This window comes from Aminobacter anthyllidis (genome assembly GCF_018555685.1).
GTDB lineage: Bacteria > Pseudomonadota > Alphaproteobacteria > Rhizobiales > Rhizobiaceae > Aminobacter > Aminobacter anthyllidis.
In genome coordinates, this window is sequence record NZ_JAFLWW010000003.1 from 566,230 (window position 1) to 584,527 (window position 18,298).

Below are 18,298 nucleotides of genomic sequence, written 5' to 3' on the forward strand. Positions count from 1 at the left end.
CTGGCCAACTTGTTGGATTGACTGGGCTTCGGCGGGCGTACCGCAGATTGACAGGGACGAACGGAGGTGCTGCACAGCACCTCCGTTTTTCATTTGCTCGGAGGCTGCCCTGCGTTTGTTGGGATATGCACTGCTCGTCCTGGGCATCCTGGTCTGCGCGGTGACCTTTGGCGGCTGGGTCTGGCTGAACGCCTATGGCTGCGGCACCGGCTGCAATGATTTCCGGCTGCGCTGGGAAGACACGGAGGCACTGGCCGTATTCATCCCGCCCTTCATTGCCGGCTTCGTGCTTGCACTGGCAGGCGCTGCCACGATCCTTGCCAATCGCAGGAAATAGCCAGGCAATACCGGCGCCGCGCACGACGGCAATTGCGTGCCTCCCAGGGTTTTCCGACGGTCATGGGGGCGTTGAACGGCCGGCCACGGCAGTATTGAACAGCTGGCCCGGCTTTACTAATCTCGCCTCGGAAGCGAGGACCATCTCCCCCATCTGGGACGCTTTTTCGGAACGGGCCGAAATCCCCAGGGGTTTGAGATGCGCACCACTTTTGATCGTGTCCGTCACGCCGTCAGCTTCGAGTTGATCGGGCTGGCGCTCGTCACCCCGCTTGGCGCCTGGGCCTTCCATATGCCCGTGGGCGACATCGGCGTCGTCGCCATCGTCAGCGCGACGATCGCGACGGTCTGGAACTACCTGTTCAATCTCGGCTTCGACCACCTGCTTCTGGCCGTAAAAGGCAGCGTGCGGAAATCGCTGCAGGTGCGTGTCGCTCACGCCGTCCTGTTCGAGGTCGGGCTTCTTGCCGTCCTGATGCCGTTCATTGCCTGGTATCTCGGCATAAGCCTTCTCCAGGCGCTGCTGATGGATGCGTCCTTTGCGCTGTTCTACATGGTCTACGCATTCGTCTTCAACCTGGCCTACGACCGCGTCTATCCAATACAGGAGCGCCCGGCCAAGGCTTAGGCTCGGACCGACCGCGGTCAGGCCGATGAGAAGCTCGGGGACAGCTCCAGTGTTCGTTTGCTTACCGTGTGGGCACAGTGTCTGGTCAGGCGCAAAACCTTTCTTCAAAACGCCGCATTCATCTTGCGTTCAAGCCAAGCCCGCTAAAGTTGAGGCCTCCAACGATTCGAGGACATCTATCGTGTCAATCGCCCAAACACTTACGATGCGGACGGCCTTCGCATCGATCTGCATCGCCGGACTGGCGGCAACCGTGTCCGCGTTCACCCCCACCCCTGCAGAGGCTCAACGGCTGATCCGCTGCGCATCGGAAGGCGGCACCTGCCGCCTGCCCTATCCGGCCGAGGTCGTCTATGGCGCGCAAGGCAGGACCACGTCGCGCTACATCGACGGCCCCGCGGTCCGCTGTTCGAACCGCACCTTCGGCGACCCGGCACCGGGCATGCGCAAGGAATGCTACATCGTCGAACGCGGCCGGCGTGACCGCGACTATGGCGACGGCGGCTACGGCGAACCGCGCCGCAAGCGCTGGGTCGTCTGCGCCAACGAGAACGATTATTGCGACTTCTACGGTCGCAAGCGCGTCCGCTACGGCACGATGAACCAGTTCGAGGAAGGCGTCTTCCGCGATGGCGTCGACTGCGACAACGATACGTTCGGCGATCCGGCGCCCGGCGCACGCAAGCGGTGCTTCATCCAGGACTAGCCATGTGCGTGGCCAGGCGTTGAAGCCTGACGGAATTCTAACGGAGGTGCCTCGCGGCACCTCCGTTTTCATTTGCGTCAGGCGTCAACCCTATCCGGCACATACAGCGCCAGGAACTCGGGGCTCGGCGGGATCGGCGTGATGACGTCGATCAGCACGCCATTGGGATCCCTGGTGATGAAGTGGCGCTGCCCGAAGTCTTCGTCACGCAGCGAGCGCAGGATCGGCAGCCCTTCCGCGACGAGCCGTTCATGCACGGCATCGACATCCTTGACCTCGAAATTGATCAGCAGGCCGGTGACCCGCCCGCGCCCCTCCTCGGGGATCGTCTCGTGGTCGCCCTGGACGATGGCGAGATCGACGCGCTTGTCCTCCGTCGACCGCAGATGGACATACCAGCCGGCGTCAAACTCATACGCGAAGCGGAAATGCTTGACGTAGAAAGCGGCGGTGCCGGCGACGTCGCCGGTCATCAGCACGGGATAATAGCTGGTCGTTTTCATGGCTTTCCTTCTCTCCTCAGTCAACATACAGTCTGCATGTAAATGTGAATTAACATACAGGCTGCATGCATGCAAGTGAAAAACGAACGCCGCTCCAACCGTGACCGCACCGAGGCAACACGCGGCGACCTGATCGCCGCCGCGCGCAGGCTGTTCACCGAAAAATCCTATGCCGAGACGAGCACGCCTGAGATCGTGGCTGCGGCCGGCGTGACGCGCGGCGCGCTCTATCACCACTTCAGCGACAAGCAGGCGCTGTTCGCCGCAGTTGCCGAGCAGGAGGCGAATGCGGTTGCCGAGGAGGTCGAACGCGCTGCACCCACTGCCCTTGGCGCCCGCGAAGCGCTCCTGGCCGGCTCCGAAGCCTATCTCCGGGCGATGCAGGTGCCGGGGCGCACGCGGCTGCTGCTGCTCGACGGCCCCGCCGTGCTCGGCCGCCCCGGCATGGACGCCATCGACGACCGCCATGGCAACCGCACGTTGCGTGAGGGCCTCGCAGCGACCATGCGCGCCGGCGCCATGCGCAAGCTGCCGCTTACAGCCCTCACCAGCCTGCTCGCCGCCACCTTCGACCGTGCGGCGCTGGCGATCGACGCCGGCGCGCCCCTCGCCGACCAGGTCGCGGTCATCTCGGCGCTGATCGATGGCCTGATGGTCGAACCGGCCGGCAACGGCTGACCCCACCGCCTTTCCACCGTCGTCAACAGATCGGCGCCACTCGCCTCAGCATGGTTGAGCCAGTTGCTGGTCATTGACGGGCCAGACCGGCCGCCCGACCGCGCGCCGAAGCCAATCCCACGCTCCGCTGTCGTTCCGAAAGCCATATGGACACCGGTCTCACCGGGGTTCCTGGCGGTCAGGCTTGCGGTGGCTTTGCCTCTTCAAACAGCATCCGCTCAATTACATAAACTTACTTGAGTTATTTTATCTTCTGGCCATAGTCTGCATGGCTGGCCCCGTTGGCCAGCGGAGGCGCCCACGGGAGGGGAGCTGCCACCTCTGGGCGCCCCCTGATTACGAGAGGAGATTTCCATGTCCACGATGACCCGGCGATTGTTCATCGCTTCGCTGCCGCCTGCCCTTCTGGCCATGCGCACTGCCGCGCACGCCGCGCCCGCCACCGACCTCGAGCTGATCGCCCGGCAGAAGCTGGAGCCGGCAATCGTGACCCTGCACCGCCGCCTCGAGCGGCTGACCTCGACACTCACCTTCATGACCACCGGGGCGCACCCCGACGACGAGCCGAGCGGCCTGCTTGCCGCGCTGCGCCACGTCTACGGCATCCGCCCGGTGCTCTACTGCATCACCCGCGGCGAAGGCGGCCAGAACAACATCGGCGCCGAGCGCGGCTCGGTGCTCGGCGTGCTGCGCACCCGCGAAATGCAGGAAGCCTCGCGCTTGCTCGACGCCTCGCTCGCCTTCGGCGGCCGCGGCCATTCAGATTCGGTGCATGATTTCGGCTTCTCCAAGGACCCGAACGCCACCATCGACCGCTGGGGCCGCGACCGTGTCGTCGAGCGCATGACCTGGGCCTTCCGCCAGTACAAGCCCGACATCGTCATGAACTGCTTCCTCGACGTGCCGGGCCAGCACGGCCAGCACCGCGCAGCGGTCGTTGCCACCTTCGTCACCGCCGACATCTCGGGCGATGCCAAGGAATATCCGGACCAGATCGCCTCCGGCCTCGACCCGTGGAACGTGCCCAAGATCTATTCGCCGGCCTATGGCGGCGGTGGCGGCGTCTATGACGACGAAACACCCCCGCCCCCGACAACGCTGACGGTCACCGCGCCCGAACGCGACAAGATCTCCGGCGCCACCTTCCCGCAGATGGGCGAGTGGTCGCGCTCCTGCCACCTGACCCAGGGCATGGGCAAATGGCGCGAGGAGCCGCAGACCGAATGGCAGCTGCACCTCGCCCGCGTCGCCAAGGGTGAGCCGGCTAAGAGCGAAAGCGACATCCGCGAGGGCCTGATCGCCACCGTCGGCGACATCGCCAGGCTCGACGGCATGCCGGCCTCTTCGGCCGACGCGCTGCGCAATGCGCAGGGCCTGATCGACGAGGCCATCGCCGACTATGGCGACCCGGTCGTGGTGGTCTCCAAGGCAGTCGAGATCGCCAAGGCCATCGCTGAGGCGCGCAAGCAGCTGCCGCAGGAGCTCCGTGCCCAGGTCGCCCACCGCCTCGAACGCAAGGCGCGCGAAATCGACCTGGTTCTGGCAACAGCCTCCGGCATGCATGTCAGGGCCTTCACCGACGGCGAAGACCTCAAGCCGGGCGACAGCATCACCATCAAGACCTTGGTCGAAGCCCCTGAAAACGTTGTCGTTGAATCGGCCGAGATCATCGCCCGCAAGGGCCTCACATCAAGCAACGACCAGCTTTCGGTGGCAGCCGACGCCGAGCTCACCAACCCGCTGACCGAGCAGTTCGACCCGCTTGGCGGCAATGGCGATGCCTTCGTGCGCCTGACCGCCAGGATCGGCGGCCATTCGGCGGTGCTCGACGTCGATCTCGAAGACGCGCTCAGGGTCGTGCCCGCGGCATCGCTCGAGCTGAAGCCGGATGCAGTGGTGTTCAACACGGCGGCTGACCTGGCGCCTGTCGCCATGACCGCGACTGTCACCAACGCCAAGGTCGGCGACCTCAAGATCGACCTGCCCGAGGGCTGGGCGCTCAACCCGTCGGGTGAAGCGTCTGATAACTCTGGCACCTTCGACTTGCAGCCGCCGGCAAAGCCCGGCGAGACCCGCTTTGCCATCGAGCCGCAGCTGCTCGGCAAGGATGCCTATGCCATCAACACCTTCACCTACCCGCATATCGGCCGCTCCGTCGTGCCGACCAGGGTCTCGGTTCCGGTGCAGACGGTGGGCGCCGAGCTGACCGGGCTGAAGGTCGGCTACATCAGCGGCGGCAACGACAAGGTCGGGCTGTGGATGAAGCGGCTCGGCATCGACGTCGTCGAGCTCAGCCCCGCCGATGTCGAACAGGGCAGCTATCGCGACCTCAAGACCATCGTCGTCGGCATCTTCGCTTTCGGCAAGCGCAAGGATCTCGCCAAGGCCGTGCCCGAACTGCACAAATGGGTGCAGGATGGCGGCCATCTGGTCACGCTCTACCATCGTCCGAGCGACGGCTGGGATGCGGAAAAGGTGCCGCCGCTGTTCCTCAAGATCGGCTCGCCCTCGATCCGCTACCGCGTCACCGACGCCAAATCGGATGTCGATATCCTCGAGCCCGAACACCCTCTGCTCAACAAGCCCAACAAGATCGGGCCGGAGGACTGGGCCAACTGGGACAAGGAACGCGGCCTCTACTTCGCCTCCGAATGGGACAAGGCCTACAAGCCGCTGCTGGCGATGAGCGACAAGGGTGAAGACAAGCTCACTGGCTCGCTGCTGTCGGCCGAGATCGGCAAGGGCCGCCACACCCACACCTCGCTCGTGCTGCACCACCAGCTCGACAAGCTGGTGCCGGGCGCCTTCCGCCTGCTCGCCAACCTGGTCCAGCCCGCCTGACCTGAGCAAGAGGCCCCGGCGACAGCCGGGGCCTCTTCTCCCGGACCAAGTTCATCCCTGTGACATTGCTAGCCCTTGCGCGCCAAGGCTCCGGATGCTTTACGGGCGATCTCTTTTACGGGCGCAACCGATGACGTGGTGACCCGACACATCCTCTGGGTCCTACAAAACATGATTCGTCTCGAAAACATCGGCAAGCAGAACGGCAAGCAGCTCGTCTTCATCGAGGCCTCGGCAGCCCTCCAGAAGGGCGAGAAGGTCGGCCTCGTCGGCCCCAATGGTGCTGGCAAGACGACCTTGTTCCGCATGATCACCGGCCAGGAGCAGCCCGACGAGGGCCAGGTCTCGGTCGATCGCGGCGTCACCATCGGCTATTTCAGCCAGGACGTCGGCGACATGTCGGGCCGCAGCCCGGTCACCGAGGTGATGGACGGCGCCGGCCCGATCAGCGAGCTGATCGCCGAGATGCGCGAACTGGAAGCCGCGATGGTCGACCCCGACCGCGCCGACGAGATGGACCAGGTCATCGAGCGCTACGGCGAGGTGCAGGGCCGCTTCGAGGAGCTCGACGGCTATTCGCTCGACGGCCGCGCCCGCGAGGTGCTCGACGGTCTTGGTTTCTCCCAGGAGATGATGGACGGCGACGTCGGTGCCCTCTCCGGCGGCTGGAAGATGCGCGTGGCGCTCGCCAAGATCCTGCTGATGCGCCCCGACGCGCTCTTGCTCGACGAACCGAGCAACCATCTCGATCTCGAAAGCCTGATCTGGCTCGAGGCCTTCCTCAAGAACTATGACGGCGCGCTGCTGATGACATCGCACGACCGCGAGTTCATGAACCGCATCGTCAACAAGGTCGTCGAAATCGACGGCGGTTCGCTGACCGCCTATTCCGGCAATTACGAGTTCTACCAGCAGCAGCGCCTGCTGGCCGACAAGCAGCAGCAGGCCCAGTTCGAACGCCAGCAGGCGATGCTGGCCAAGGAAATCGCCTTCATCGAGCGCTTCAAGGCGCGCGCCTCGCACGCCGCCCAGGTGCAGAGCCGGGTCAAGAAGCTCGACAAGATCGACAAGGTCGAGCCGCCCAAGCGCCGCCAGACGGTGTCGTTCGAATTCCAGCCCGCGCCGCGCTCGGGCGAGGACGTGGTCACGCTCAAGAACGTGCACAAGAGCTACGGCTCAAAGACCATCTATGAAGGCCTCGACTTCCAGGTCCGCCGCCGCGAGCGCTGGTGCATCATGGGCATCAACGGTGCCGGCAAGTCGACGCTGCTGAAGCTGGTTGCCGGTGCTTCCAATCCCGACAACGGCACCGTCGCCCGCGGCCCCAGCGTCAAGATGGGCTACTTCGCCCAGCACGCCATGGACCTGCTCGACGGCGACCGCACCGTGTTCCAGCAGCTGGAAGACACCTTCCCGCAGGCCGGCCAGGCGCCGCTGCGCGCGCTCGCCGGCTGCTTTGGCTTCTCCGGCGACGAGATCGAGAAGAAGTGCCGCGTGCTGTCAGGCGGCGAAAAGGCCCGCCTGGTCATGGCGATCATGCTGTTTGATCCGCCCAATCTGCTGGTGCTCGACGAGCCGACCAACCACCTTGATATCACCACCAAGGAAATGCTCATCACGGCGCTGTCGCAGTATGAGGGCACCATGCTGTTCGTCTCGCACGACCGCCACTTCCTGGCGGCGCTGTCGAACCGCGTGCTCGAGCTCACCCCCGACGGCATCCACACCTATGGCGGCGGCTACACCGAATATGTCGAGCGCACCGGCCAGGAAGCCCCCGGCCTGCGCAGTTAAGCTCGAACGCCACGACACCGGTCCGGGCAATCCCCTCGATCTATTGCTTGTGACGGGGCTTGTGCGACACTGATGCCATCGGAGGATGGCACATGCGAAAGCTCCAGGCCCAAGGCGTACATCACATCACCCTTGTCGGCGCTGACCGGAACACCTCGATCGATTTCTGGGAAGGCCTGCTCGGCATGCCTTTCATCTTCGAGCAGCCCAATCTCGACAAGGCCAGCGAAAGCCATCTCTATTTCGATCCTGGCGACGGCCGCCTGATCACCATCTTCACCGACGAGAACCGCAAACCCGATCCGAAGCGGACACCGACCGACATCGGCTGCGTGCATCACATCGCCTTCGCCGTCTCGCGGGTGACATTCCTGCAGGCCGTCGAGCGCCTGGACGAGCGCGCCATCAAGCACAGCGGCGTCAAGGATCGCGGCTTCATGGATTCGATCTATTTCGAAGACCCGCTCGGCCTGCTGATCGAGCTCGCCTCTTACCGGTTCGAGCCGCCGGCCGGCTACACCCATGCCGACGTGCTGATGGAAGCCCACAAGGTCAGGGTCGCCCGTGGCGACTACAACATCGCCGAAATCCACCTGGCCGACGCCATCGAGGCGCTCACCGAGCGCAGCCGGTCGACCCTGTCGGCCGGGCGCGAGCCCAAGGACCCTTATCGCAACAACTGAGGCTGGGAGAAGCTGACATGGCCGACATCAAGCTCAACGTTATCAAGCCGAGCGTCAACAACATGAGCGCGCGCGTGTTCCTGCGTGCGTCGGGTCTCGGCTTCACCGAAAACGATGTCTACGGCCAGACCAGGACGCCGGAATATCTCGCGGCATGCCCGGCCCATCTCACGCCGATGATCGAAACCGCCGAATTGCCCAACGGCGTTTTGTGGGAGAGCTGCGCCATCATGCAGTATCTCTCCAACAAGCACGGGCTGGAAAACCTCTACCCCAGCGATCCCGAGCGGCGCGCGATGATCGACAGCGCCATGTTCTATCTCATCGGCACCTTCTATCCCTATCTCGCGCGCGCCACCTACCCGGCGCTCAACTTCCCGCAATATCCTGGTGAAGTCGGCCACAGCGACGCCGATGCCCCGACCAAGGAAAAGGCGCGCCAGGCCGCCGTCGAAGCCCTCGCCGAGCCGCTCGACGTGTTCCGCGCCTTCTACATCAAGGACCAGCCCTTCATCGGCGGCGACAAGCCGTCCATCGCCGACATCCGGCTCGCCGCGACCCTGGAGTTCCTCGCCGTCATCGACTATCCGCTGCCAGGCTGGGCAAAGGCCTATGTCGCGGCGATGGAGAAATCGCTGGGCGATGCCTACGCCGAACCCGCCGCCGACGTGCGCGGCTACATCGGCTACGTCAGGTCACTGGGGTAGGCTTGCAACAGCCATCCACCTCGGAAACAAAAAACCCCGGCACGAGGCCGGGGTTGATGGCGAAGGAATGACGCCTCAGAACTTGTAGTTCAGGCCGATCTTGACGGCGTGCACGTCGAAATCGCCTTCGTAGGTGCGGAAGGCCACGGGATCGTTCACGGCAACGTCGCCCGAGAAGCGATAGAACTGATACTCGCCCTTGACCGACCATTTGTCGTTCAGGGCATGCTCGACGCCGCCGCCGATCGTCCAGCCCGTCAGCGTCTCGGATCCGCGTGCGTTGAAAGTATTGGGATCGTCGAAATCGTTGATTTCGAGCCGGGTGAAGCCAATGCCAGCCTTGGCATAGAACAAGGTGCGGTCCAGCGCATAGCCTGCGCGGCCGGTGATGCTTGCAAGATAGGTGTACTCGCTGTCCGTCCGGCCATCGGCGTCCAACCCACCGGGGAACGTATTAATTCTGGAGCTTCCGTCTGCCCAGGAATAAGACAGATCGCCCTCGATACCGAGGACCAACGACCCCCACTGGTGGTTGTAACCGACCTGCGCCCCCAACAGCCCGCCCTGGGCCTCGGGATAGGCCGTCTCATACTGCCCGACACCAGGTTCCGGATAAGCACCATCGCCGCTGCCCCAGGAATAGCCGCCATGGACGCCGGCGTAGAAGCCGGTCCAACTGTAGGGCGCGCCAACCGGGTCGGAGGCCACCGCGTCAGCCGCCATGCCGGCGCCGGTTGCGGCGAGGAGAATGGTCGATGCGAGAAGAACGGATTTCATGAGCGTCCCCAGAATCGGATGTGAACACCCTAGGGTTTCATGAAAATGATGCGCAAGGCAGGATCGCGATTGCTTGGCATGCATTGCGACAGCAAGTTGCATTAGGGCAACATGATGGACCGACATCGAGGCGACGAAACCTGGTCGAAGACACCCTGCCTCAGCCGAACATGCGCTCGCCCTGCTCGTCGACGAGCTGGCGCCCCTTGGTCAGCGACACTTCGACGGCATCGTCGAGGGCTGCGAAACGGTCGGCACGGATGAACTTGTGTTCCTTGACGACACCATCGACATCCTTGGAAACGATGCCGCAGGTCTGGAACTGGCCGCCTTCCTTGTAGGGCATCGCCTTGATGGCAAAACCCTTGTATTCGATCTCCTTGGCGACCGCTGGCGCCGACGTCTCGGCCGCCCCGCCGCCACCGCCAAATAGCCTCTTCAGAAACGACATCTTGCTCTTCCCGTTGTTTTTCCGAAGCTTAGACGGTCATCTTGATTCAGTCGAGGCGTTTCGAACCGGGCCACGGCGCACGCGGCATGCGCGCGCCGTGGCATGCGTCTAGCCCATCGAAGCAATGATCTCGCGATAGGCAAGTTCGGGGAAGGCTTTCAGCGTGCGCGTCCTGATGTTGCCGCCCTGTCCCAGGATCAGCGCGAAGCGCGCCACCACCGCATCGTCAGGCGCCTCCGCAACCGCCACCATGTCGTATTCGCCCATCGTCAGGTAGAACTGCTTGAACGAGCCGCCCATGTCGCCGAGCAGCTTCTTGGCCGCATCGAGCCGCTTGGGCGACGAACGCACGTCGCGCACGCCCTGGTCGGTCCAGTTGATCAGCATGATGTATGTCGTCATGGCACACCTCCCTCCGGTGCCACGGAGCACGGCCATCAAGCCGGGGCGGGCATCCGGGTCATCGCCCTCAAATGCATCCACACCCGCAAGTATCCTCTCCTGCCGGCATTCCGGCAAGGCAGAGCGCAATCAGCTCGGCTGTGCTGCCTGGCGCAGCCGAACTTGCGCGGGAGAAGCGCCATAGACCGCCTGGAAGCGGCGGGCGAAATGCGATCTGGACGCGTAACCAGCCGCATCGGCGGCATCGGTTAGGTTGCCCTCGCCACGCACCAGCATCTCATGCGCCAGCTGCATCCGCGCCGATGCCTGGACGCCGCGCAGCGACGTGCCCGCTTCGACAAGCTTGCGCCGCAGCGTCGAGGCACCGACGCCGAGTTCGCGCCCGATCTCCTCGGCCGTCCAGCGCTTCGATGGCGCACGCGCCACCAGCCATGCCGCGCGCTCGGCCAGCGACTGCGCAAACAGCAGCTGGGCCACCGGCATCTTCCTGAGCAGGATAAGCACCTCGGCGAGGCGGTGTTCGGCCAGCGCCGCCGCATGATCGGATCCCCCGAGCGAGATCGCGGCATGGCCGAGCGCATCGACGAGCTCCTGAGACAGCGGCACGCGCAGGTCGAAGCCGGCGGCCGGACGGGCACCCGGCATCTCCTGCACCCATTTCGGCACCTGGGTGATCTCGACCAGCAGCGATTCGTAGAGGCCGCTCGTGTCAGAGGGAATGTTCACCGCGTCAAACGCCGTACCCGCCGGCAGCACGAACACGTCGCCGGCGACGAAACGCTGGCCGGCATCGCCGAGCCAGAACTCCTTTTCGCCGCTGAGCACGATGCCGATCCTCGGCATTTCCGAAACCACGCTCGCGAGTCGCTCGCGCTCGATGCAGCAATAGCTGAACAGCTGGCGGGCATGGCTGTGGAAGCCCGGCCCGCGAGCAGTTCGGCTCGCCATGGCGAGCGGCTTGAGCAGCTGCAGCAGGCGTCGCGACAATGTGCCTTGGGCGTCTTCGACAGATTTGAGCATGCCGGCAATGTAGCGCCCGCCAAAGCTCTGTCGACCTCACTTTGAGCGTTTCGGGCACATGTGGCGCCAATTCCGGGCACGCCTCGCCGACATCGGCGGACCATTTTGGCGCCGCGCCGGCAATCGACGCCGTCGCCGCATCAAGGAGATCCGAAATGAACCCAAGACAATATCTGCTCGCCGCCATGCTGGCGCTGCCGGCATTCGGCGCCGCACAGGCCGCCGACGTCGAACTCTGGCGCCTCGATTGCGGGTCGATCAGGATCGGCGACCTCTCCGCATTCTCCGACACGCTTCGGTATCAGGGCGAGGAACGGACGCTCACCGACAGCTGCTATCTGATCCGCCACGACGCATCCTACATGCTGTGGGACACCGGCCTGCCGGCAGCGCTGCTCGGCGCGTCGCAGGAAGGCGGCGGCATGAAGCCGAGCCTGGCAACGACGATCAAGGACCAGCTGTCCGAGATCGGCGTCGCTCCGGAGAAGATCGAAACCGTCGGCATCAGCCACAACCACTTCGACCATGTCGGCCAGGCCGCCGATTTCCCGCAGGCAAGGCTGCTTATCGGCAAGGCCGACCTGGATGGCTTCCGGGCCGAGCCGCCGGCCTTCGCCGTCGACCCGTCGCTGGTCAAGCCATGGCTCGACGGCAAGGGTGCGCTCGAAGCCGTCGAAGGCGACAAGGACGTGTTCGGCGACGGCTCTGTCGTCATGCTGTCGACGCCCGGCCACACCCATGGCAGCCATTCGCTGCTGGTCCGGCTCGCCGGCCAGGGCGCGGTTCTGTTGAGCGGCGACACCGTGCATTTCGAGGAGCAGTTCGACAACAACGGCGTGCCGCCCTTCAACGTCGACAGGGCGCAGTCGCTGGCGTCGATGGACAGGCTTCAGGACATGGCCAAGGCGCTGAACGCCACGCTCGTCGTCCAGCATGACGCCAACGACATCGCCAAGCTGCCCGCCTTCCCGGCCGGCGCAAAATAGGTAGAGACAGAGGAAGCGCTCCGCCGCACCAGCGATCAGGCAGTCGCGGCGGTCGCCGCGCCGAGCTGCTTTTCCATGAACACGCTGAGCGGGTCCTCGCGGTAGTCGCCAAAGGGCCCGCGGCGGACGAAGCCCTTGCGCTCGTAGAGCGCCAGCGCCTCGCGGTTGTCGATGCCGGTTTCCAGGCGCAACAGCGTATGGCCTGCCTCGACGGTCCTCGCCTCGAGGTCGGCGAGGATCGACTTGGAAAGGCCCTTGCCCCGGGCTCCCGGCACCACCCACATGCGCTTGAGTTCGGCGAAATCGGCCGACATCGCAACCGCACCGGTGCCGACGGCCGTGCCCTGCCCGTCGCGGGCGACCACGAAACGTACATTCGGTGCTCGCAACGCCTCCAGCGGCAGGAAGTGGTTGCTTTCAGCCGGGTAAAGCGAGGCGCCATAGGCGTCGCCCGCTTCCAGCAGCGCAATCACCTCAGGTGTTGCGGGATCTTCAAGGGCAATGCTGAACTGCATGTCGTCAGGCTCGGCTCAAAATCTCGTCGAGCCCGACTAAAGCCCAGCTAGGGCGGCCGGGCAAGCCGGCCGACGGGGCCACTGTCAGCGTTCCGTCAGGGCCAGCTTGGCGCCGAGCATGACGAAGGCCGCGGCAAAGGTACGCCGCATCCAGGTCATGACGCGCGGGCTGCCCGTCACCTTGTCGCGCACGGCAGCGGCACACAGCCCATAGATCGCGAAGATGACGAAGGTCGCCAGCATGAAGACAGCAGACAGCTCCAGCATGCGCCCGAGCACGTTCGCCTCATTCGGCGCGATGAACTGCGGCAGGAAGGCGACGAAGAAGATCGACAGCTTCGGGTTCAGCACATTGATCAGGATGCCGTCGACAAGCACCTGCCAGGCGCTGCGCGGATCGGCATTGGCCTCGACCTTGAGCGCGCCATGCTCACGCAGGCTCTGCCAGGCCATGTAGAGCAGGTAGGCGACGCCGGCATATTTGACGATCTCAAACAGCAGCGCGCTGGTGTGCAGCAGCGCGGCAAGGCCGGTCAGTGCCGCGATCAGGTGCGGCACGATACCGAGCGTGCAGGCAAAGGCGGCAAGCACGCTCGCCTTGCCGCCACGCGACAGCCCCGCCGCCAGCGTGTAGACGACGCCCGTGCCGGGCGATGCGACGATGATCAGCGTGGTCAGCAGGAATTCGATCGACACTGGCGTCCTCCCTCAAGGTGAGGCGACCATAGTGCAAGACGACATCAGGCAAAAGCCACCCGAAAAGCCATAGCTGACACCGTTGCATTCTGTTGCAGGCAAAGCTATCTAAGCCGCGCTGCCTTCAGCGCATGCCGTAAGCGTCTCACGTCAAGCAACGCATTCAACCGGTCCCGACCGGGAGGAATGCCATGACTTGCACTCTCGTGATCGACGGACCGCTTCCCAGTGAGTGATCCCATGAGCTTACGTTCCAATCCCCGCTCGCGCGGCAAGCTGCCTGCGCGCTACGCCACTATCATCATGCCACTTGTCCTGTCCGTGTTGATGACCTTCGTGGTCTCGGCCGTCTCGACGCTGAAGAGCCTCGGGCCGACGCCGGCCTTCCTGTCGACCTGGCCCGCCGCCTGGGCGCTGTCCTGGCTGGTGGCGTTCCCGACACTGCTGCTGGTCCTGCCGCTGGTCAGGCGCATCGTGGCACTGGTCGTCGCGACACCACCGGCCAGTTAGCCGTGAACCGTACCGGGCGGCACGACCTGCTGCCCGGCGCGCCTGCCGGGCCCAACGAAAAGCCAATTCGCCGCAGCATGCCGAGACAACCCGTCCGGTGCCTTGCTGCATCAGCTACTGCCCCAGCGTCCGCAGCGGTTTCTAACATGCGAACCCCCGACGCAAGTCTAAATTAGCCCCAATGCATTGAAACAAAAGACAAAAATTCGTCCACAGGCAGCGCTGTGCAATCCTCAATTTAATCTAGACTCTTTTATTCAAGTATCATAGTTCACCGGTGTTCAATCGGAAATTTGAAGTACCTGTCATGAAATTCCCAAGCCTGTTTGTTGTGGCGCTGGCCTCCGGCACCGCCCTCTCCTCCCACGCCTTTGCGCAAGCCCAGCAGCCGATCCTCGAGCTTGAAGGCAACCTCGCTTATGGCCACGGCAATGGCGGCATCGGCATCTTCATGCCGTTCCTGCTCGACGGCGGCAACGGCGTCTTCTTCGATGCCAGCGGCCACTTCGTCGAAGGCTCGGCACGGCAGGCCTCGTTCGGCATGGGCTACCGCCACCGCATCGAAAACGGCTGGTTGCTCGGCGGCTATGGCTATCTCGACGTCTTCAACAGCGAACACGGCAACTCCTTCAACCAGCTGTCCTTCGGCGTCGAAGCGCTCGGCCCGGTCTTTGAAGCGCGCGCCAACGTCTATCTGCCGCTCGGCGACGACAAGGTCGCCGCCAGCCTGAGCCATGCCTTCGTTTCCGGCAGCGAGCTCAAGTTCCAGGCCGGCCGCGAATTCGCCCGCACCGGCGCCGACACCGAAGCCGGCATGCGCCTGCCGGTGTTCCCCGAAGGCATCGACGCCGAGATGAAGGTCTTTGGCGGCGCCTACTGGTATGACGGTGCCCGCGGCCTCGACGACACGCTTGGCGTCAAGGCGCGCACCGAAGTCAGCTTCTCCGGCCTGCCCGGCGTTTCCGGCTCGACGCTGGCGCTCGGCGCGTCGGTCTCCTACGACAATGAGGACCGCACCGAATTCGGCCTCACCGCGCGGCTGCGCGTGCCGCTCGGCGGATCGAACCGCACCGGCAAGGCTGCCTTCGATCCGATGTTCCAGCGCGTCGAACGCTCGGACTTCGTCCGCACCCATGCCGACAAGGACGGCGTGACCGAGGCTGCCGAATTCGTCCATGGCGGCCAGGCCGTCGGCAAGGTCGTCTCGATCTCGTCGGCAACAGGCGATGCCGCCGCCATCAACGCCGCGCTCACCACCGCCGGCACGAATGCGCTGGTGCTTGCCAATGGCGGCATCTCGGTCGGCCAGGCGCTGCAGCTCGGCACGGGCCAGCACATGGTTGGCGGCGGCGGATCGATCGCCGTGCGCGGCGCCAACAGCCGCATCCAGGCGGCGTTCCGCGCCGGTGGCGAGGCAGCCAGCCTGACAGGCACCAACGCCGCCGCCAACGTCGTCACCATGGCCTCGGGCAGCGAAATCGCCGGCCTCGCGATCACCGGCGGCCTCGCCGGCATCGCCTCCAACGGCGCCTCGAACCTTTCAATCCGTGATGTCGACATCTCCGCCACCGCCGGCGATGGCATCCGCCTCGACAACGTGACCGGCGCCACGATATCGGGAGCCAACATCCACGACCTCTACATCTGCAACAGCAACACCAATTGCGAGTTCGCCGTTGGCAGGCCGAACCGCGCGCCCCACGCCGCGATTGCCGCGCTCGGCACCAGCGGGCTGACGGTTCGCGACACGGTGATCGACAGCGTCACCTACGGCATCTTCGCCGGCAGCCGCATCGACCAGAGCGACTGGCCCGAGGTGATCACCCATGCCGCCAGCGACATCGTCATCGACAACGTCAAGATCAGCAAGTCGCGCCGCGAAGGCATCCTGCTCGTCGCCGCCAACGACGTGACGATGAACAAGGTCACCATCGACAATTCCGAACAGGGCCTCGACATGGATCTCGTAGTGCTCCAGGGCACCTCGAACGTGTCGATCAACGACATGACGCTGAAGGGCGGCATCAACGGCCTGATGCTGGTCACCGCCTCGACCCTGCCTGAGGATGCCGTGACGACCAACGTGAACGTCAACGGCCTCAAGATCGACGGCACCCGCAATGCCGGCATCTTCCTCAACCCGGTCTCGGGCATCAGCTTCAAGGACGTGACCATCACCAATGCCGGCACCTATGGCGCCTACATCTACGGCAGCGAGTGGGATTTCCTCGGCGGCCCGGTGAAGAACATCGACTTCGGCAACATGCGCGTCGAAGGCGCCAGCAAGGCGGGCCTCTACTTCTCGGGCCCCGCCGAGAACATCCGCGGCGACGTCACCGTTGTCGGCACGCCGCTCAACTGCCTGGCCGATCAGGGCGCGTGGTCGGGCACCTCTCTGACACAGACAGGCGGCTCGGTGCTGAAGCTCAACGGCAACGCGCTCGAAGCGAGCAAGCTGAAGACCACCTGCAAGTGATCCACTTGACCCGCGCGGCGAAAGTCGCGTGGGTCGCACCTTGAGACGGGGGGTGCGTGCCTCACTCCTTCGGCGCGACGCATTTCTGGTCGCGGAACAGCGCCCATTCCTCGCAGATGCTGCCGTCGGGCATGCGGCAGTAGCCGGTCTCGTTGCCGGTCGCGTCCTTGCGGATCTCGAGCTTGCCGCCGATGTTGCCGCAATGCACAGAGGCCGGATTGGCCATGCCGATGGGCTTTTGCGCCGGTGCGGCCGCAGCCCCCATCATCACCAGCGAAATGGCCGCCAGTCCCGCCGAGCTTGCCACAAGCCGCCGCATCGCGCCCTCCCTTCAAGCATGCTGTCCAATCGCTGCAACTAGAGTTGCTCCGGCCAAAGGCAATTGCCAAATGAAAAAGCCCGGGAACCTGCCCGGGCTTTTCGGAAGTTGCGAAGAACGGCCCTCAGGCCGGCATCGGCCCGGTATAGACCGAGGCCGGACGCAGCAGGCGGCCGGTACGCTGCTGCTCCAGCGCATGCGCGACCCAGCCCGCCGTGCGGCCGACCGCGAAGACCGGCGTGAAGGCCTCGCGCGGAATGTCGAGCGCGCCGAGCAGGATCGCGGTGTAGAACTCGACATTGGTGTCGAGGCGTCGGCCCGGCTTGGCGCGGGCCAGTGCCTCGCGGGCATAGCCCTCGACCTCGGCAGCGAGTCCCAAGTCCATGCCCTCGGAGCCCAGCGTGCCCACCGACCGCTTCAGCACGTCGGCGCGCGGGTCGCGCACCTTGTAGATGCGGTGACCAAAACCCATCAGGCGCTCGCCGCGCGCCAGTGCCGCGTCGATCCACGGCGCGATGTTGTCGGCCTTGCCGATTGCTTCCAGCATGTCGAGCACCGGGGCTGGCGCGCCGCCATGCAGCGGGCCAGAAAGCGCGCAATAGCCTGCCGTGACCGCCATGAACAAATCAGCCTGCGTCGAGGCGACGACACGCGCCGCGAAGGTGGACGCGTTCATGCCGTGATCGCTGACCGTCACCAGGTAGGCATCGAGCGCCGCCGCCTCCGCGTCACTCGCCGCCTTGCCGCGCATCATCCGCAGCATGTCGGCGGCCTGGCCGAGGCTGGCGTCCGGCGCCACGGGTGCGAGGCCTTCAGCGCTGTGCGCCAGTGCCGCCGCCAGAACCGGCATCGCACCAAGAAGTGCGACCTCGTCGTCGAGCCCGTCCTCCTTGTCGATCGCCGCGATCGCGGCACGGAACCCGGCTCCGAGCGCCAGGCCCTCCGTCGCGGGAAGAATTTTATCAAGCCGCGCAAAAGCGCGAAGACGTGCCTCGCCGAGCTTCGCCCGCAGTTCGCCGGCGTCAGTTTCCTTGCCCGCAGCCGACAGCAGCCGCGCCGCGGCACCTTCGAAATCCGTCTCGGCGGCCAGTTGCGCGACGCGGCTGCCGGCGATGATCAGTTCCCCGCCCTCGCCGTCGACATGGGAAAGCGCGGTCATGGCCGCGGTCACGCCGTCCAGTCCGGCGGTCGTCTGATGAAGTGTCATGGGCTTGCTCCTTGCTGCGATGCAGAAGGATGGGGCTCTTTTCATATTGATCAATCTTGATTA

20 protein-coding genes are annotated in these 18,298 nt (G+C 64.8%); 11 read left to right on the forward strand and 9 right to left on the reverse strand.

Going from position 1 to position 18,298, the window contains the following annotated elements:
* Window positions 1–115 precede the first annotated feature (115 nt).
* From J1C56_RS12290 to J1C56_RS12300, 3 genes are all read left to right on the forward strand, one after another.
* Window positions 116–337: a hypothetical protein gene (locus J1C56_RS12290; RefSeq protein ID WP_214389451.1), complete on the forward strand. Its 222-nt coding sequence runs from the start codon at window positions 116–118 to the stop codon at window positions 335–337.
* A gap of 198 nt (window positions 338–535) precedes the next feature.
* Window positions 536–964, forward strand: coding sequence for a PACE efflux transporter (locus J1C56_RS12295; RefSeq protein ID WP_214389453.1), 429 nt, complete (start codon window positions 536–538; stop codon window positions 962–964).
* Window positions 965–1,145: 181 nt separating this feature from the next.
* Entirely contained in the window at window positions 1,146–1,670 is a 525-nt protein-coding gene (locus tag J1C56_RS12300; protein WP_338001429.1) for a hypothetical protein, read from the forward strand.
* Between the two features lie 77 nt (window positions 1,671–1,747).
* Here J1C56_RS12300 and J1C56_RS12305 read toward each other — a convergent pair whose 3' ends face one another.
* A complete protein-coding gene (locus J1C56_RS12305) occupies window positions 1,748–2,173 on the reverse strand; it encodes a VOC family protein (protein ID WP_214389455.1) in 426 nt (141 codons plus the stop codon).
* A 69-nt stretch (window positions 2,174–2,242) separates the two neighbouring features.
* On the opposite strand from J1C56_RS12305, the gene J1C56_RS12310 reads away from it, so the two are divergent.
* The 5 genes from J1C56_RS12310 to J1C56_RS12330 all read left to right on the forward strand — a co-directional run bounded on the left by J1C56_RS12310 (window position 2,243) and on the right by J1C56_RS12330 (window position 8,876).
* Complete coding sequence (locus J1C56_RS12310) at window positions 2,243–2,851, forward strand: TetR/AcrR family transcriptional regulator (RefSeq protein WP_214389457.1); 609 nt, start codon at window positions 2,243–2,245, stop codon at window positions 2,849–2,851.
* Window positions 2,852–3,205: 354 nt separating this feature from the next.
* The gene (locus tag J1C56_RS12315) at window positions 3,206–5,692 is read left to right on the forward strand and encodes a PIG-L family deacetylase (protein WP_214389459.1); all 2,487 of its coding nucleotides are present in this window, start codon (window positions 3,206–3,208) and stop codon (window positions 5,690–5,692) included.
* 171 nt (window positions 5,693–5,863) lie between these two features.
* Window positions 5,864–7,486: an ABC-F family ATP-binding cassette domain-containing protein gene (locus tag J1C56_RS12320; protein ID WP_214389461.1), complete on the forward strand. Its 1,623-nt coding sequence runs from the start codon at window positions 5,864–5,866 to the stop codon at window positions 7,484–7,486.
* A gap of 92 nt (window positions 7,487–7,578) precedes the next feature.
* On the forward strand, window positions 7,579–8,169 hold the full coding sequence (locus tag J1C56_RS12325; RefSeq protein ID WP_214389463.1) for a VOC family protein: 591 nt from the start codon (window positions 7,579–7,581) through the stop codon (window positions 8,167–8,169).
* 17 nt (window positions 8,170–8,186) lie between these two features.
* Window positions 8,187–8,876 carry a glutathione S-transferase family protein gene (locus tag J1C56_RS12330; RefSeq protein ID WP_214389465.1) on the forward strand — a complete coding sequence of 230 codons (690 nt, stop codon included), beginning with the start codon at window positions 8,187–8,189 and terminating at the stop codon, window positions 8,874–8,876.
* Window positions 8,877–8,951: 75 nt separating this feature from the next.
* Here the strand turns inward: J1C56_RS12330 and J1C56_RS12335 are convergent, their stop codons facing one another.
* The 4 genes from J1C56_RS12335 to J1C56_RS12350 form a co-directional block, all read right to left on the reverse strand.
* Window positions 8,952–9,653 (reverse strand): outer membrane protein, encoded by a 702-nt coding sequence (locus tag J1C56_RS12335; protein ID WP_214389467.1) that lies wholly within the window; start codon window positions 9,651–9,653, stop codon window positions 8,952–8,954.
* Between the two features lie 160 nt (window positions 9,654–9,813).
* Complete coding sequence (locus J1C56_RS12340) at window positions 9,814–10,104, reverse strand: HlyU family transcriptional regulator (protein ID WP_214389469.1); 291 nt, start codon at window positions 10,102–10,104, stop codon at window positions 9,814–9,816.
* Window positions 10,105–10,212: 108 nt separating this feature from the next.
* A complete protein-coding gene (locus J1C56_RS12345) occupies window positions 10,213–10,506 on the reverse strand; it encodes a GYD domain-containing protein (protein WP_115731282.1) in 294 nt (97 codons plus the stop codon).
* 129 nt (window positions 10,507–10,635) lie between these two features.
* Window positions 10,636–11,526 (reverse strand): helix-turn-helix transcriptional regulator, encoded by an 891-nt coding sequence (locus J1C56_RS12350; protein ID WP_214389470.1) that lies wholly within the window; start codon window positions 11,524–11,526, stop codon window positions 10,636–10,638.
* A 155-nt stretch (window positions 11,527–11,681) separates the two neighbouring features.
* On the opposite strand from J1C56_RS12350, the gene J1C56_RS12355 reads away from it, so the two are divergent.
* A complete protein-coding gene (locus J1C56_RS12355; protein ID WP_214389472.1) occupies window positions 11,682–12,512 on the forward strand; it encodes an N-acyl homoserine lactonase family protein in 831 nt (276 codons plus the stop codon).
* A gap of 35 nt (window positions 12,513–12,547) precedes the next feature.
* Here J1C56_RS12355 and J1C56_RS12360 read toward each other — a convergent pair whose 3' ends face one another.
* Window positions 12,548–13,027, reverse strand: a complete 480-nt coding sequence (locus tag J1C56_RS12360) for a GNAT family N-acetyltransferase (protein WP_214389474.1) — start codon at window positions 13,025–13,027, stop codon at window positions 12,548–12,550.
* Between the two features lie 84 nt (window positions 13,028–13,111).
* Window positions 13,112–13,723, reverse strand: a complete 612-nt coding sequence (locus J1C56_RS12365; RefSeq protein ID WP_214389476.1) for a LysE family translocator — start codon at window positions 13,721–13,723, stop codon at window positions 13,112–13,114.
* A gap of 240 nt (window positions 13,724–13,963) precedes the next feature.
* Here J1C56_RS12365 and J1C56_RS12370 point away from each other — a divergent pair, with 240 nt between their 5' ends.
* Together J1C56_RS12370 and J1C56_RS12375 are read left to right on the forward strand one after the other, a co-directional pair.
* On the forward strand, window positions 13,964–14,233 hold the full coding sequence (locus tag J1C56_RS12370) for a DUF2798 domain-containing protein (protein ID WP_214389478.1): 270 nt from the start codon (window positions 13,964–13,966) through the stop codon (window positions 14,231–14,233).
* 307 nt (window positions 14,234–14,540) lie between these two features.
* A complete protein-coding gene (locus J1C56_RS12375; RefSeq protein WP_214389480.1) occupies window positions 14,541–16,709 on the forward strand; it encodes a right-handed parallel beta-helix repeat-containing protein in 2,169 nt (722 codons plus the stop codon).
* Between the two features lie 61 nt (window positions 16,710–16,770).
* Here the strand turns inward: J1C56_RS12375 and J1C56_RS12380 are convergent, their stop codons facing one another.
* Complete coding sequence (locus J1C56_RS12380; protein ID WP_214389481.1) at window positions 16,771–17,028, reverse strand: putative hemolysin; 258 nt, start codon at window positions 17,026–17,028, stop codon at window positions 16,771–16,773.
* 124 nt (window positions 17,029–17,152) lie between these two features.
* Window positions 17,153–18,235, reverse strand: a complete 1,083-nt coding sequence (locus tag J1C56_RS12385; RefSeq protein WP_214389483.1) for a citrate synthase — start codon at window positions 18,233–18,235, stop codon at window positions 17,153–17,155.
* Window positions 18,236–18,298 lie beyond the last annotated feature (63 nt).